The organism is Klebsiella grimontii (genome assembly GCF_042137965.1).
In the GTDB taxonomy this organism is placed as follows: Bacteria; Pseudomonadota; Gammaproteobacteria; order Enterobacterales; family Enterobacteriaceae; genus Klebsiella; species Klebsiella grimontii.
Genome location: NZ_CP169722.1, coordinates 34,553 through 48,409, shown reverse-complemented (window position 1 = coordinate 48,409; position 13,857 = coordinate 34,553). Strand labels below are relative to the sequence as shown.

Here is a 13,857-nt window from a genome sequence, read left to right as displayed (position 1 = left end):
GGGATTAAAGACGGTCCCTATAGCAGTAAAGTTATTCAGAACGACAGTTAAGAGCATTCGTAACACAAAACCGATCGCTCCCCTGCTGTGTCAGCAATTTCAGCCCGGCTGCTGTGCAGGTTCCAGGTGAGCGTTTCGTCCGGCAGCCATTCCGGTGCAGGCACCTGCAACCCCGATTGCTGCGGTCATCAGTAACGGCACCGTCCAGCCTCCGGACAGCTCCTGTACTTTACCCAGCAACAGTGGACCCATTGCCGCCATCAGATAACCGACACTCTGTGCCATGCCTGACAGAGCGGCAGCATCACCGGCGTTTTTCGTACGCAGCCCGATGAAGGTCAGACCCAGCATCATGCTGGCGCCCGAGCCGAAGCCGAGAAGCGCCCCCCACAGCATGGCCAGATTCGGCAAATACAGGATGCCGATAAAGGACACCGCAGTTAACAGACTGACGCCAGCAGCAGCAAATTTCTGATCGTTAAGACGACGCAGCGTGGCGGCCAGAATCAGGCCGGGAATGGCGGTGGTCAGCTGAAGGATGCCATGTACCTCACCAGCCTGAGATGAAGAGAGCCCGCTGTCCGTCAGAATAGCTGGCAGCCAGCCAACCGCAACATAAAACGGCATCGCATTCAGGCCCATAAACAGGGTGACCTGCCAGGCCAGAGGCGAGCGCCAGACCGCGACGGTCGGCGCTTTTTTCTTACCCGCTGCAGGCAGCTGATGCTTTTTCTTCAACTGGGGCAACCATAAAAGCAACGCAAGGAGCGGTGCAATAACCAACATGGCTAACGCGATGTTCCAGCCCCAGGTCTGCGTCAGAGGAATGACAATGGCTGAACCAATAGCACCCGCCGCGCCCATGGTGATGGAATACGCTCCCGTCACGGAAGCCACGTTTCCGGAAAAGTCACGTTTGATCAGGCCAGGCAGCAGGACATTGCCCAAGGCAATCCCGATACCAATTAACACTGTTCCGCCATAAAGCGTCCAGACGCTGTCTGTTGAGCGAAGCAGAATCCCCGCTGAAATCACGACCAGGGCACCAAAAAGGGTGCGTTCGAGGCCGTACTTGCGGGAAATCGATGCGCTCAGTGGAGAAAAGGCGGCAAAGGCCAGTAAAGGCAGCGAGTTAAGCAACCCAACGGCTGTGATACTTAGCCCAAAAGCATGGCGAATGGACTCTAAAACGGGTGCGATAGCGGTAAAAGGAACACGCAGATTAATGGCGATAAAAAGGATGCCGGTCACAAGTATGATTGAAGACCACTTGTTCGTAGTGTGGGACATAAGTTTTGCTTTCTCTGAAAAAAGAAAGACTTTAAAGGACGTATGAGTTACAGAATATAGATAACCTGACAACATATAGCTAAATCATGCCAGTTAATAAAAAATCTGTGACCTCGCCGGAAGAGTTTAATGCCGATGATTTCAGTCAGGCCGCTATCGCCCTGCATGTATCATCGTCAGGTGAGTATGCCGGGCAGAGTCCGCACGCTCATCGCAAGGGGCAACTTATTCTCTCTTTGCGCGGTGCAGTGCGCTGTGAGGTTGAGGATGCGTTGTGGCTTGTTCCACCGGGACATGCCGTCTGGGTTCCGGGAGAAATCCCCCACCGTTGCCGGATCACGAAGAATGCAGACACGTGCTTTTTATTCATCGAGCCCGGCAAGGCAGCGATGCCGAAAATCTGCTGTACCATAGCGATTACATCTCTGGTTCGCGAGCTTATTCTGTATCTTGCAGAGCAGGAACATGCTTATTCTCCTGACAGTAAAACCGCCAGGCTTGCAGCAGTGCTGCTGGAGCATATTCCGGATGTGCCGGTTGAAGCACTCCATCTTCCTGTATCAGATCATCCTAAAATCCGGATTATGGCTGAGGCACTTTTTAATGAGCCAGATGACCGGCGAACGTTAAAGGATTGGGCTGCTCATCTGGCCATCAGCGAACGATCTCTGGCCAGGCTGATAAAAGAGGCGACAGGAATGAGCTTTGGTCGCTGGCGTCAGCAGCTGCATTTAATGATTGCACTAAGCCATCTGTCTGAAGGTCAGCCCGTGCAGCGCGTAGCCGGTACGCTGGGATATGATTCGGTCAGTGCGTTTATTACGATGTTCAGAAAAGCGCTGGGTAAATCACCGACGCAATATTTTTCTTCCCTAGATTAGTACACAAGCACAGAAGGCGGATTTATTCAAAGAACACCAGCGTCAGCTTTTCGCTGTGAGTTCAAGTGATGGACGCAACACACTTATTGAACCGTTCTGCGGGTGATTCATAGTCTAGCGTTTTTCTCGGCCTTTCGTTGAGCTGTCTGGCAACACTGTTAAGTCTTTGCTGGCTGCGAACCGATAAGTCTGTTCCTTTTGGAAAATACTGTCTGAGCAATCTGTTCGTATTTTCATTTGAGCCACGTTGCACGTTATTACGTGAAGTTTCCCCGAACAGGAGCTTATCGATGTGCTTCGGCATCGTACCCGGCAGATAGGTGAGCAAATAGAGACGCTTACTAGGGAAATGACCATGACTAAAGATATCCGTTAAGCCTGAGTTCTTTTCGGCCATCCGGATAGTGCCAGACCTCTATGTATTCGACGCGTGTGAATTGTGCTGAGACGACAATAACGCTTTGTGCTGACATCATTTTGTTATTGCAAGATTAAAAAGTCACCTGTTTTCCCAAGTTTGAAATGTCACCTTAAGTGACAGGTTGCGTCTGAACACTATTCTGAAAACCAGAGTTCGCAACGGTTATCAGTTTTTTGATACGGGATACTCTTTCCGGATACTTCCATCTGATAATATTGAATCTCAACTTAAGAGGGATGCTTATGAATGGCATTGAGAAGTTATTTCTTGAACTTGATGATAAAGAAGCAATGGCGCTGGCACAGTTTATTAAACGTCTGACCTGGACTGAGATGAGGGCCTGTGCCATCAGCGATGATGAGACGTATCTTATGAAAGACGCGATCGATAAATTGCAGAAGGCCTTGAGCGAAGAAGGCTACGCACCGCGTTAAACCCCGGTCGTGATTACGGCCAGAGCTTTAGGCTAATCAGGCAGAGCAGGGGGCTAGCGTTTCAGACTAGCGCTGAACTCCTCCGGGTTAGCCAGAACCGGATTAATTGCTCTGAGCTGCTCCTGAATTCTGGCCTGTGCACGTCGTTTGGGCATCTTTTTACTTCGGTCACGTTTACCATCACGTTCAAGTTCATCCATTTTGCTCTGCGCCAGTTTAAGAACGGCCCCAAGGCGTTTGTTATCAACGATTTGCCCCTGATCGACACATTCCAGTTTGTCGAATACCTGATATTTGAGTGAACGGTAACCGTATTTGAATGCCAGTGTGCCGTCTGGATAATCGTAGACTGTGAGTTTTTCGCCCGCGATACGGGTGTTTTCTTCTGTAGGTTCAACCAGATATATCATCTTGTCATAGCGGAAAGTCAGCGTTTTAGACAGTTTACGCAGCTCCTGCCAGGCAAAGATATCATCCAGCTCTTCGTTGCTTTCAGCCGCGGGTCGGTGCAGATCTTTGGGGTATTTCGCTGATCTTGCGAAGCGACGATTGAAGTCAGTGATGAAGGTATCCAGCCAGGCGTTGGCTGCTTCAATACTGCTGATTCCCTCGAGACGCATCTCTTTGATAAGCCGATCCTGAAGTGTCTGATTTGCGCGCTCTACGCGGCCTTTAGCCTGCGGACTGTTGGCACAAATCAGCTCGATCCCCAGTTCAGAAAGCACACGACCAAACTGGGTGACGCCGGTTGTGGTTGAACCTCCATTATTGACCCTGAAAATGCCGTGCTTATCGCTGTAGAACGCAAGGGGCTTGCCGTGTTGCTCGAGATACTCGCGAGTGGCCATCATGTAATCAAAGGCTGATTCAGTCTCACCAAAGCGGAGGTGCATCAGGCGGCCAGTCGCGTCATCAATAAAGACGAGCAGGCAGCATTTCGGCGCACGGCCTTCAAACCAGTCGTGCGGAGAACCATCTATCTGAACAAGTTCTCCGAGGCAGTCACGCCGGTATCTGGGTTGATGAACGCGAGGCCTGCGACGTGAATAAGGAACCCAGAGTCCATCAGCTATCATCCATTTTCTGAGCGTTTCAACAGATACTGTGATGTTGTGACGTTCGCGTAATTTTTCTGCGGCTAGCGTTGGTCCAAAGTCGCTGTAATGATCGTGAAATAACGAAAGTACTCGCAGCTTCAGTGACTCAGGAAGCCTGTGATTACCTGGGCGTCCACGCTGAAGGTTTGCCAGTCCTGCAGCGCCAGACTCACGAAAGCGGTTCATTAACCGCTGTGTCTGACGTTCGGTCAAAGCAAGCTGATGAGCAGCATCACGACGGCGCATACGTTTTTCAACAACTGATTGAATGACGTTGATCCGGCTGAGTTCTTTATCTGACAAGGTCACAAGCATCCTGATGTCTCCATGGCCTGAGGATTAGATCCTTTATGCCAGAAAAAGTGACATCACTAAATGGGTTAAAAGTGACATTAGAATATGGGAGTTACATCATTAGTGCGCATAACAAAGATTATGTTAAATTAATTAAATAATCCAATAATAATCAAATATTTATACTTGCCACATCCCCACTCCAGTAACCAGTCATGGAAGCCTGAGGAACAGAGTCCGCTCATGAGTTTGCGATGCCTTAAATCCATGGTGAGCATAGAAACCCTTGGCTTCTTCAGTAAGCGCGTGAACCATTATCGCACGAACGCCAATATTCTCAGCTACGCGATAACAGCGTAGAACCGCATCGTGAAGTAAATCGGCGCCAACCCCTTTTCCGTGGAATGAAACATCTACCGCCAGGCGAGCGAGTATAATCACCGGTATAGGATCTGGCATGTTACGCCGAAGACTACCTGTCGCTTCCGTATGATTAACGCTACCAGTGGCCAGAGAGTAAAAACCAGCTACTTGCTTCGTACCCGTCTTGCAAACAACGAACGTTCGTGCAGCGCCAAGTGCTTGATTTTTTAAACTTCTCTGTTTTAGCCATTCATCGAGTACCGTTTCCCCACTGACGAACTCTGCCAGTTGATGGGTGCTGGATAACGGCTCGGGCGCAGTTATACATCCCACTGAGGTTTCCTTGCCAGTAGTTTATTAATGGCGAGCTCATCCTCGACTGGTGCATCGAGCATATCGATGAACTCTGCATACTGTTCGTCGTTAAAATTGAAAACACGACGATCAAGGATCACGTTCTCCGCAGCCTTGCAGGCCATCTCAAGAATGAAGTCGGTTCGCGATTTATGGAGGATTTCTGCAGCGGCATCGATGAGTGCCCTCTGAGACTCTTTAGCTCTTAAGTTGAGTTGAACATCTGATTTCATACACACCTCTCTTGTATAGCAATTGATATACAAGAATAACACAACACGAACGTATAGCAAATGATATACACACCAAAGTGCCGACAATACGATTCATGTTAAATATCAATAAGATGAGAGCAAATCTTTAAAGCGAAAAATAAATTTCTCTAAAAGTCAGTTTTAGCCTCCATAGCTTCTTCGGCCTCAAAAATTGTGAGGTAGTCTGGTTGTGGTGGCCAGCAACGACTGTTGGTCAATGGCAACTGAACAGAATTGAGAACATTGATATGATTGATAATGGAATAAGCAGCTCCACACCTCTGTGGCGTAAAATCCTCCAGGCCTGCCAGGATGAATTGCTCGATTCTCTGGGATATCCTTCGACATTGCGCCGTCGACTAAACAATGGGGCCTTGCCGGTAAAGCTGCCGCTAATTGAGGATACCATCTGGCTACGATCTGTTGTGTGCTGGCACACTTGGCTCAATTATGAAAAAAATTGTATTCGCTATCTTCGACCTGGCCATGATGGTGATTATGACTACCTAAAACTCCACATCCCGCAACTGACCGGGCTGGTCAGCTGCGAGATTACAGAAAATTATCTCTGTGATATTTCTGAAATCGGTGGGATGAGCAGTTCAAAGAATGGTGACAGGCAGTGCCACGGCCTGGAGGATTTTGCACTGCAGTTCTGCCGGGAACTAGCCATACCAGTGAGTAGTGATCATCTGGACAACAATCTGTCACATTTCCAACTACGGTTGAATGAGATGGAATTCAGCAAATTTTCCTGGATGCCGGCACGGATATACTGGAACAACCTGGGTGGTTCACATCATTTTGCTGCTGCCCGGTTCCAGGCTAGCCAGCTGGGTCAGCGGGTTCCTCTGACAGGACGACTAACCTCCTACTGGATTAATCCGCAAAGTGTGAGGCTGCTGACGTCTAAATGGGACCTGTTCCTGATATCGGATAACGTGGTTTATGGTGAATTTAAAGATGCGCTGGCGCGACTCAAATGCCCGTTTGGCGTATCCCATCCCCCTCGATGGGAAGATGGAGAAGAGCAGCGTTTCCGGATTATATGGCTGGAACGTAATCAAACGGTCCCGTCGCGCGTATCGCGAACCCTGGCGCAGGCGGGATTTCCATCAGTAGGCCAGCTGCTGCTCAAACCGGAGCCCTGAGCCTGCGCAAAAGTCACTTTTATCAGGCTCCCTGTAAAAGGGGCTTTCCTGTGCGATTACCCTCATCCACGGGGACGGGGGAATCTGTTTTGCTTTCCGTTGTGTTTATTATAACATGCCAGTCTATTGTACTAGTTGATGGGATCGTTTTTCGTGGAATATACCTCTATTACTGATGTCAGAGATCATATCGATCAGATAGACAGTGAGCTGGTCAAACTCATAGCTCTGCGTGCTCAATGCGTTAAAGCTGCAGCGGCGTTTAAAACAGATCAGGCATCCGTGCGTGCACCTGACAGAGTACAACAGGTCATCGACCGGGTTCGTGAAAGGGCATCGAATGAAGGCCTTCCGGAAGTCATCATTGAAAAAGTGTATCGCAGCATGATTAGTGCATTTATCGAGTACGAGCTGGAGCAACATAGCCGATTAGTTAAATGATCCCCGGTCTTCCCGTACCGCTCAATACAAGTTGACATTCTCCCCACCCTGAAGGACGGGGCTTAACGGCGCATCTGGTAAAGCTACAAACGAAAATGGCATTCAAGCGTTCAGGTCCGTGCCGTTCTGTTTCTGATATTCACTGATACTCAGATCGGACAAACGAATTTTATCCGAAACCTCCCTGAACTGCTCTTTCCAGCCATTTGTCAGATGTCTTTGTGACGCGATTTTGGAGGCAACGCTGAACGGCGTTCTCCCCTGTTTCTCGGAAAGCCAGAAAAGATGCTTACCAATATCATCATTCGGGACGCCATCGAGCGCATCCAGTAATGAAGTTTCCTCTTCAGCCACCCAGGCCTGGCGGGCATTCGGAAAGCGTGGGTCAGGTACAGGTGCCTATTTCTCTTTCTTCGGTTTCGACGATGCCGGTATCGCGGGCTTTTTCATGCCGAGGCGCGCTTTCATGGCGCCGATGGCCGCCACGGCCCGCACCAGGGTTTCACGCTCCTGGCGCGTGAGCAGGCTATCCTCACAAATCAGGGTGTTCAGATTATCGATCAGGGTGTCCAGCCGGGTTTCAGTGACTTTCATGGTTCAGCTCAGGTTCCTTGTGGGGATTATGGTCGGTCCCGGCTCTCATTCACCAGACCGGAGATCGTCAGCCAGGGTTGTGCGGCGCGTACTGGTCACGCTCAGATGAACGTGGCCTGCTGAAGATAACGGGCTCATGCTCTCTCTCCCGCACCGGCGTCATTCCACACCATCACCGTGGCCAGATGCTCCGCCACCTCCCGCCCCGTGTAACCGGCCAGGATTGCCAGCGCCCTGGCGCCCGCTTCACGGGACAGCGGACTGCGGAACCCGAATCCATCCGTCATCAGGAGCCACTGCAGACGTTCCGTCCAGCGCTCGCCGGGTTTGCGTACCGGCGAAAACACAATCTCCGTCAGTTGTTCGCGGTTGCAGTAAAGCTGTTGCAGTTCCAGGTCGTTCAGCAGGGTGTTCAGTTCGCGGCGGTCAGCGTCTTCCTGATTCATCAGCGGCCAGCGGATGCGGTGCCACTGCAGCTCATGCACCTGGTCGCCGGCGAAACCCGCGCGGGCCAGCAGGTCAGCCAGTGCGGCCTCCGTATCTTCCTCATAGCCGGCCGCCGTGAGCGGGAACGCCTCCGCACTGTCGCGCAGAACCTGCAGCAGGCGCGCCGGCGCCGACAGGTCGCGGAGCCCCTCACCAGGCTTGATAACGGCCTGCCTGATCTCCTCATTCAGGCCGCTGATCCCCTCCGCCTGCAGCGCGACGTCCAGCTGGCGGTACCACGTGTCGGTCCGGTCCGCCGGCGCGGTGACGTTCAGTGCGCCCTCCTCCGGCGTGGCGCTCTCATTGATCTGCACCCGAACCGCAATCCCCGCATCGTGGCAGGCCTGAAGCCAGATGGCGACCTGCAGGGGATCGCCCGTCAGGCGCGTCACCTGCCCGGCCGCGCACCACAGCTGCAGGCAGGTGGTGCCGTCGAGACGGATCACGTAGTCGCCCCGGCACGCCAGGTGCCAGCGACCGTCCAGCTCCACCGGCCGGTCGTCAGCCTCATCCGCCTGTCTGCGCGGAACCAGGGGCAGAGACCGGACCGCCGACGCGCGCTGCTGCGCCAGGACGCGCGCCTGTTCGTCAGCCAGAAGCGGGGCGGCCAGCGCGCGGCCGGCGTCCGTCAGCCCGACGGCCAGCTGCAGGTTCGGGGCGCGCAGGGTGCGCAACCAGCCCGCGGCTTCCATGCGGCGGCAGGAGGCGCGCAGGTTCGGCCCGTACACCGGGGCGTCCCCGCCCTGCTCCAGCACCCGCTCAATATCCCGCGTCGCCACCGGCCCCGGACCTTTCGCACCGAGGGCGGCGAGCACAATCAGCACCCGCCGCTGCAGGGGGGACGGGCGGCGGCTATTTTTACCCGTCACGCCATAGTCTCCCTGAGACCACGGATCAGCCCTTCAAGGCGCAGCCTGTCAGCGTCAATGCGCTCCATATCCGGCACGCCCGGGTATCCGCTCATTGCGAGGATAAACCAGAACCGGAGAATGTCTGAGGCCCTGTTCAGTTCCTGGACGTAGTACGTGCCGTCCTGGCGAAGGTCGCATTTCCTGATTTCTTCTTCTGTCTTTTGCGTCAGCAGCTCATAGCTGAGCGAAAACATCATTTCTTCATCCATCCGGCACGCTCTGTATGATAATATCCAGTTAAAAGAAAAATCATATCTCAAATGATTTAAAGCTATATCGTTTAACATTATACCAGATATGATTTTATTATTAATTATAAATATCATATCTAGTATGATTTTATTTTTATTTATTGATAATCATATCATTTGCCGGTTTCCCGCCGCGCAGATCCGATTTCTGGCTAAGTCGGATCTGGACTTGCTAATCATATGGAAGGGAGAAAGAGATACGGCAGGAAGGAGTACAGGGCAAAAGGCAGGTGGGAACTGAAGGTCCGTTTTGAGCGAGGAGCGGAAGTTGATTTCACCGCAAGCCTGGAAGCCTGAAAGTAAAAAGGCTGAACTGCAAGGGCATCAGCATGATGCCCGAGCGAAATGAGCGCTTGTGCGACCAGCCATAATCCATTATCCAGTATGCTCTCTGTCTCAGCAGCTGATCAGCCATCCGTTGAACGTGTTATTTCTTCCCATTGTTCTATTTCCTTACCTAATGCCTCGAGCTTTTGCCGCACTAAACTTAATGCATCACTGCCTAACAATAAATGCGTTGGAGGGTTCTGACTCTCAATCATTGCCAGCATGGCATGTGCGGCCTTAACGGGATCGCCGAGTTGCTTACCGCTTTTTTCTTCACGTGCCTGACGAATCGGATCAAATAAAGCGTCGTAGTCCGGGATGCTGCGAGCGCTGCGTACCATCGATCGTCCGGCCCAGTCGGTGCGAAACGAGCCAGGTGCCACGGCGGTTACGTGTATGTTGAACGGAGCCAGCTCTTTACTTAACGTTTCTGATATTCCTTCCAGCGCAAATTTGCTGCCGCAGTAATAGCTGATGCCGGGCAGGGTAATGAAACTGCCCATCGAGGTGATATTAATAATATGGCCATGACGACGCTGGCGCATGCCCGGTAGCATGGCTTTGATCATTGCCACTGCGCCAAACACATTGACTTCAAACTGGCGGCGCATCTCTGCGAGCGAGGATTCTTCCATTATGCCTTCATGACCGTAACCGGCATTGTTTACCAGCACATCAACCGGACCGACGGTAGACTCAATCTCCGCAACCACCTCATCAATATGCTCAAAGTCCGTGATATCGAGCAGACGGCCGAAAGCCCGCTGCGAATGAAGCGCCTCGAAATCGTGCTGTGCTTCGCGGCTGCGCACGGTACCGATGACCCGATGGCCTGTGGCGAGGGCTTCCTGCGCCAGTGCACGGCCAAAGCCACTGCTGACGCCGGTGATTAAAATCGTTTTTGCAGATGTCATAAAAGAACTCCCATGAACAATGAAGGTTGCATGGTATTCTACGTCCTGCCGCATTTTTAGGCCGTATCTTCTATTTTTCTTGCCTGATTTTATGAGGTGCTGTGATGCCCGGGATGATTACCTTAGTTAAAGCACTTGCGGTGCAGGAGGGATATAACCTTACCGCATTGCCTGATGTGCGAATATTGCGTGCCGATCGTCCACTTGCCAGAACGCCAGTGCTTTACGATCCGGGGATCGTGATTGTCTGCCAGGGGAGCAAACGCGGCTATTTTGGTCAGCAGACCTATTTATATGATGAACAGCACTACCTGGCGGTTTCGGTGCCGGTGCCGTTTGTGATGGAAACCGACGCGTCCGCTGAACATTCGTTGCTGGCGATTTATATGCATCTGGATTTTCATTTGGCCGCTGAACTGATGTTGCAGATTGAACAGCATGACGCCCGATATCCTCTCGCCGCGCCGCAAAGCATGATGTCGAGCCCAATGGACGACGCGGTAAAAACGGCCGTGCGGCACTTGCTCGAAGTCCTTAACAATCCGCTTGAAGCGGCGATCCTCGGTCCTGCACGGGTACGTGAGCTCTATTTCCGCGTATTAACAGGCGCACAGGGAAATGCCATGCGCGCCGCGCTGACCTTGCAAGGGCAATTTGGCAAAATCGGTAAAGTGCTACAGCGCATCCATGCTACCTACGCTGAGCCGTTAACGCTGACGCAACTGGCGATGGAAGCCGGAATGAGTGTGCCGACGTTTCACAGCCATTTTAAAGCGATAACCCGGATGCCGCCGATGCAGTATGTTAAATCGGTACGCCTGCACCAGGCGCGGATGTTGATGGTGCGTCAGCAAATAACTGCTGCTGCAGCGAGTTACGCCGTCGGTTATGAAAGTCCGTCGCAATTTAATCGCGAGTTTAAACGCCTGTTTGGTCTGCCACCCGCAGAGGAGATTAAACGTATGCAGCGATACTTCGCCGTTCCGCCTGTACAGCAAGCGTCGATATTTGTTTCATCGCATTAAGGCTTATTCGCCTGAATATACCAAGAAGTATGAAAGGTCCGCTTTTGGCACGGAGCGGACTTTGAGATAACCGATGTTTAGCCCAATCCCCCATAACCAGATCCGGCCACCGTTCAAACTCACCGGTATTGTTCATCGCCAGCATAGCGCCGACGGCATTTTTTTCATTTCCTGAATTTCAGTCGTGACACAAAAAATCTGTGTGCGGAATAGCCGTATACTGAGAACAGAATCATGAACACATTTAACGAACTGGATCGTGTAACAGCCGCCACCGAGATAGCGCTCATTCGCTGGCTGACGTATGGCTGTGTTATAGACTGGTTAGCTTATCAGGCTTGCTATTGCAGACTGGGTCGAATGGCGGTTGATCTTACTCGCCTGACGGTGGTATCCCAGATTGCGCTCAAGGAGATGGACCGGCTGGCCATTGATGGCCCGGTTGCTGCAGCGCTGAGATAAAAGGCTGAAGGTGTTATCCCCGACTTAGAGCCGGGGATAATAACGGCAACATTACTGCCTGGCAAAGCAGGCTTGGATATTTTGCTCGGATGAAAGGCCCGCTATAGCTGTATCTCAGAACTTCCGCTTTTATCTGACAGGGAAACGTTACTACGGTCAGCCGGAACGGTGATTTTAGTATTGGGATATGGCCCTCCCGGGATCAACAACTCCCGGGTGCTGCGATCGGCATCATTGCTGGATCGTGAGAACGAACCCGGTGAAGGTACATAGTGATTGTAATACGTTGCGCCTTCACATAACGGGCCGAATACCCACATGTGTGCCTTTGGCTTCAGCGCGGAAGGCCGTCCGTCGGCCCGAACGTCGACGTAGGTCCTCCCTGACGTCTTAATCGTTAATAACCCTTTCCTGACCATCTTTTTCACCAGGGGCGGCATATCCAGACCCGGTTTCTCCGATTGGATCAAAGCCTGAATGGCATGGTCGTATCGACGATTTATTACCACATCCGGGTGTAGCGGTTTCACCACGCCAGCGCGAATGAGCGCCAGCAACTCCTGATGACGTTCTTTTTGTGGGCCAGCAACCAGTCGGTTTATCACCGGCGCATAGCGGGTGTAAAAAAATGTCCTGGAGGCGTCTGACAGCCCGCTGTCGTCCATCATGATACGCAACTGATGGCGGCAGTTTCGCCATACTTCATTCGCCGCTTTTACCGGGCTGTGGGTCACGCCGGTAATGCTTTCGTTAAGATCTTCGGCCATTTCATTCACCAACCAGGTTGCATAGCTGTTTGGGTGTACTTCCCGGGGTAAGGATGCGGCCAGGAGGTATTCTTCATTAAATTCACCATACCGGGAAACAGCATTCTGCATAATACCGTTGATTTCAGTCCAGCTCTCCGCCTTCCGAAGCGCCTCCCTGAAACGTACAGCTTTATCCGCTCCGACGTCTTTCATGAGGTGAATGCTGTAGTACGCAGCCTGCATTTCAGCGCGGATAAGAGGAAGCACCTGATGTTCGAAGTCAATGCCGGTTGGCTGTTTGTCCTTCAGCCTCTGTACTCTGTCAGTGCGGAAAATGACAGCATCGCGGGTAATATTTCCCCCGAGAGTCAGCGACTCCGGTCGGCAGCGAAACGGTAAACCGCTTCTGGAGGTCAGGAAGATCTCAGGCTCTTTTCCTGACGGAATATATTCAGGTATGCCGCCAGAACGCGGGCTGAAATGACCACCTCGCCCTGTCGTCCAGTCCGCGATTGTATCGATGGCGGTAAGCCCCATGCCCTGCAGTAACACGGACGCCCCGTCCGCAATGTATTCTGGCCCCTCCCCCTCCTCCGCCCCCTGGCCGTGGCCGGTAGTCAGGTAGACAGCATCAACGTGAAGAATTTCTTCATTACTCAGGGAAATCATGAATTTCTGATCGGTAATCCGATCAATATCGACAGCTGCAGCAGGAATATGGCGGACCGTTACCTCCGGGCCGGCTTGCGACACTATATGATCATACGCCCACTGCAAATATTCGCCTAACCAGCTCCTTGGCAAAAAATCCCAGCTGCATAAGCGGCGATTTTCATGGGTATACCAAAAATCAGGCAAAGACTTATGCTGTCTACACCATTCAATAAACGTACAGACCGGCCGGGACTCTTCGCTTGCCGACAGCATCGTTTCATCCGGAAAGAGCGTGATCTGCCCGGCCACCGTATTTAACATTTTGTATTCAGGCAGTGAAGGGGAATGGACACCAGCACCGGGTTGTTGAGGGTCAATAATTGATATCACCAGAGGAATGTCATACTTAGTCGCGTAGTGTGTCAGGCGTTCCAGCACGACCAGCCCGCGAGGCCCTCCTCCAACAATCCCGATATGCAGAATAGCGTTATGTTGCTTTTTCAT

Annotated in this window: 14 protein-coding genes and 2 pseudogenes; 6 read left to right on the top strand and 10 right to left on the bottom strand. The window is 52.1% G+C overall.

The features are described 5' to 3' along the window. Positions 1-99: 99 nt before the first annotated feature. Positions 100-1,290 carry an MFS transporter gene (locus ACE3MN_RS27040; protein ID WP_375364427.1) on the bottom strand — a complete coding sequence of 397 codons (1,191 nt, stop codon included), beginning with the start codon at positions 1,288-1,290 and terminating at the stop codon, positions 100-102. Between the two features lie 86 nt (positions 1,291-1,376). Here ACE3MN_RS27040 and ACE3MN_RS27035 point away from each other — a divergent pair, with 86 nt between their 5' ends. Beyond that, on the top strand, positions 1,377-2,171 hold the full coding sequence (locus ACE3MN_RS27035) for an AraC family transcriptional regulator (RefSeq protein ID WP_142446358.1): 795 nt from the start codon (positions 1,377-1,379) through the stop codon (positions 2,169-2,171). Positions 2,172-2,232: 61 nt separating this feature from the next. On the opposite strand, the pseudogene ACE3MN_RS27030 reads toward ACE3MN_RS27035, so the two are convergent. Continuing rightward, positions 2,233-2,421 (bottom strand): annotated as a pseudogene (locus ACE3MN_RS27030) (transposase); the annotation flags it as partial. Positions 2,422-2,834: 413 nt separating this feature from the next. On the opposite strand from ACE3MN_RS27030, the gene ACE3MN_RS27025 reads away from it, so the two are divergent. Continuing rightward, a complete protein-coding gene (locus ACE3MN_RS27025) occupies positions 2,835-3,026 on the top strand; it encodes a hypothetical protein (protein WP_048293752.1) in 192 nt (63 codons plus the stop codon). Between the two features lie 53 nt (positions 3,027-3,079). Here the strand turns inward: ACE3MN_RS27025 and ACE3MN_RS27020 are convergent, their stop codons facing one another. The 3 genes from ACE3MN_RS27020 to ACE3MN_RS27010 form a co-directional block, all read right to left on the bottom strand. Next, on the bottom strand, positions 3,080-4,426 hold the full coding sequence (locus ACE3MN_RS27020) for an ISNCY family transposase (protein WP_375364426.1): 1,347 nt from the start codon (positions 4,424-4,426) through the stop codon (positions 3,080-3,082). 204 nt (positions 4,427-4,630) lie between these two features. Next, entirely contained in the window at positions 4,631-5,113 is a 483-nt protein-coding gene (locus tag ACE3MN_RS27015) for a GNAT family N-acetyltransferase (protein ID WP_219717938.1), read from the bottom strand. Beyond that, positions 5,101-5,367 carry a DUF1778 domain-containing protein gene (locus ACE3MN_RS27010; RefSeq protein ID WP_049095044.1) on the bottom strand — a complete coding sequence of 89 codons (267 nt, stop codon included), beginning with the start codon at positions 5,365-5,367 and terminating at the stop codon, positions 5,101-5,103. The genes ACE3MN_RS27015 and ACE3MN_RS27010 overlap by 13 nt, the downstream gene beginning before the upstream one ends. A gap of 269 nt (positions 5,368-5,636) precedes the next feature. Between ACE3MN_RS27010 and ACE3MN_RS27005 the strand changes: the two genes are divergently transcribed. Together ACE3MN_RS27005 and ACE3MN_RS27000 are read left to right on the top strand one after the other, a co-directional pair. Beyond that, positions 5,637-6,539 (top strand): DUF6685 family protein, encoded by a 903-nt coding sequence (locus ACE3MN_RS27005; RefSeq protein WP_219719449.1) that lies wholly within the window; start codon positions 5,637-5,639, stop codon positions 6,537-6,539. Between the two features lie 153 nt (positions 6,540-6,692). After that, the gene (locus ACE3MN_RS27000) at positions 6,693-6,980 is read left to right on the top strand and encodes a chorismate mutase (RefSeq protein WP_375364414.1); all 288 of its coding nucleotides are present in this window, start codon (positions 6,693-6,695) and stop codon (positions 6,978-6,980) included. Positions 6,981-7,082: 102 nt separating this feature from the next. Here ACE3MN_RS27000 and ACE3MN_RS26995 read toward each other — a convergent pair. From ACE3MN_RS26995 to ACE3MN_RS26980, 4 genes and pseudogenes are all read right to left on the bottom strand, one after another. Further along, a pseudogene (locus ACE3MN_RS26995) lies at positions 7,083-7,574 on the bottom strand (DNA-binding protein). A gap of 134 nt (positions 7,575-7,708) precedes the next feature. Next, complete coding sequence (locus ACE3MN_RS26990; protein ID WP_219719448.1) at positions 7,709-8,929, bottom strand: hypothetical protein; 1,221 nt, start codon at positions 8,927-8,929, stop codon at positions 7,709-7,711. Then, positions 8,926-9,180: a hypothetical protein gene (locus tag ACE3MN_RS26985; RefSeq protein ID WP_219719447.1), complete on the bottom strand. Its 255-nt coding sequence runs from the start codon at positions 9,178-9,180 to the stop codon at positions 8,926-8,928. Before ACE3MN_RS26985 ends, ACE3MN_RS26990 begins: the two co-directional genes overlap by 4 nt. Positions 9,181-9,629: 449 nt before the next feature. Then, complete coding sequence (locus ACE3MN_RS26980) at positions 9,630-10,463, bottom strand: oxidoreductase (protein ID WP_004136823.1); 834 nt, start codon at positions 10,461-10,463, stop codon at positions 9,630-9,632. Between the two features lie 104 nt (positions 10,464-10,567). Here ACE3MN_RS26980 and ACE3MN_RS26975 point away from each other — a divergent pair, with 104 nt between their 5' ends. Both ACE3MN_RS26975 and ACE3MN_RS26970 read left to right on the top strand, forming a co-directional pair. Continuing rightward, positions 10,568-11,488: an AraC family transcriptional regulator N-terminal domain-containing protein gene (locus ACE3MN_RS26975; protein WP_375364413.1), complete on the top strand. Its 921-nt coding sequence runs from the start codon at positions 10,568-10,570 to the stop codon at positions 11,486-11,488. Positions 11,489-11,722: 234 nt separating this feature from the next. Beyond that, the gene (locus ACE3MN_RS26970; RefSeq protein ID WP_155553399.1) at positions 11,723-11,950 is read left to right on the top strand and encodes a hypothetical protein; all 228 of its coding nucleotides are present in this window, start codon (positions 11,723-11,725) and stop codon (positions 11,948-11,950) included. Between the two features lie 101 nt (positions 11,951-12,051). Here ACE3MN_RS26970 and ACE3MN_RS26965 read toward each other — a convergent pair whose 3' ends face one another. Then, positions 12,052-13,857 (bottom strand): FAD/NAD(P)-binding protein, encoded by a 1,806-nt coding sequence (locus ACE3MN_RS26965; protein ID WP_375364412.1) that lies wholly within the window; start codon positions 13,855-13,857, stop codon positions 12,052-12,054.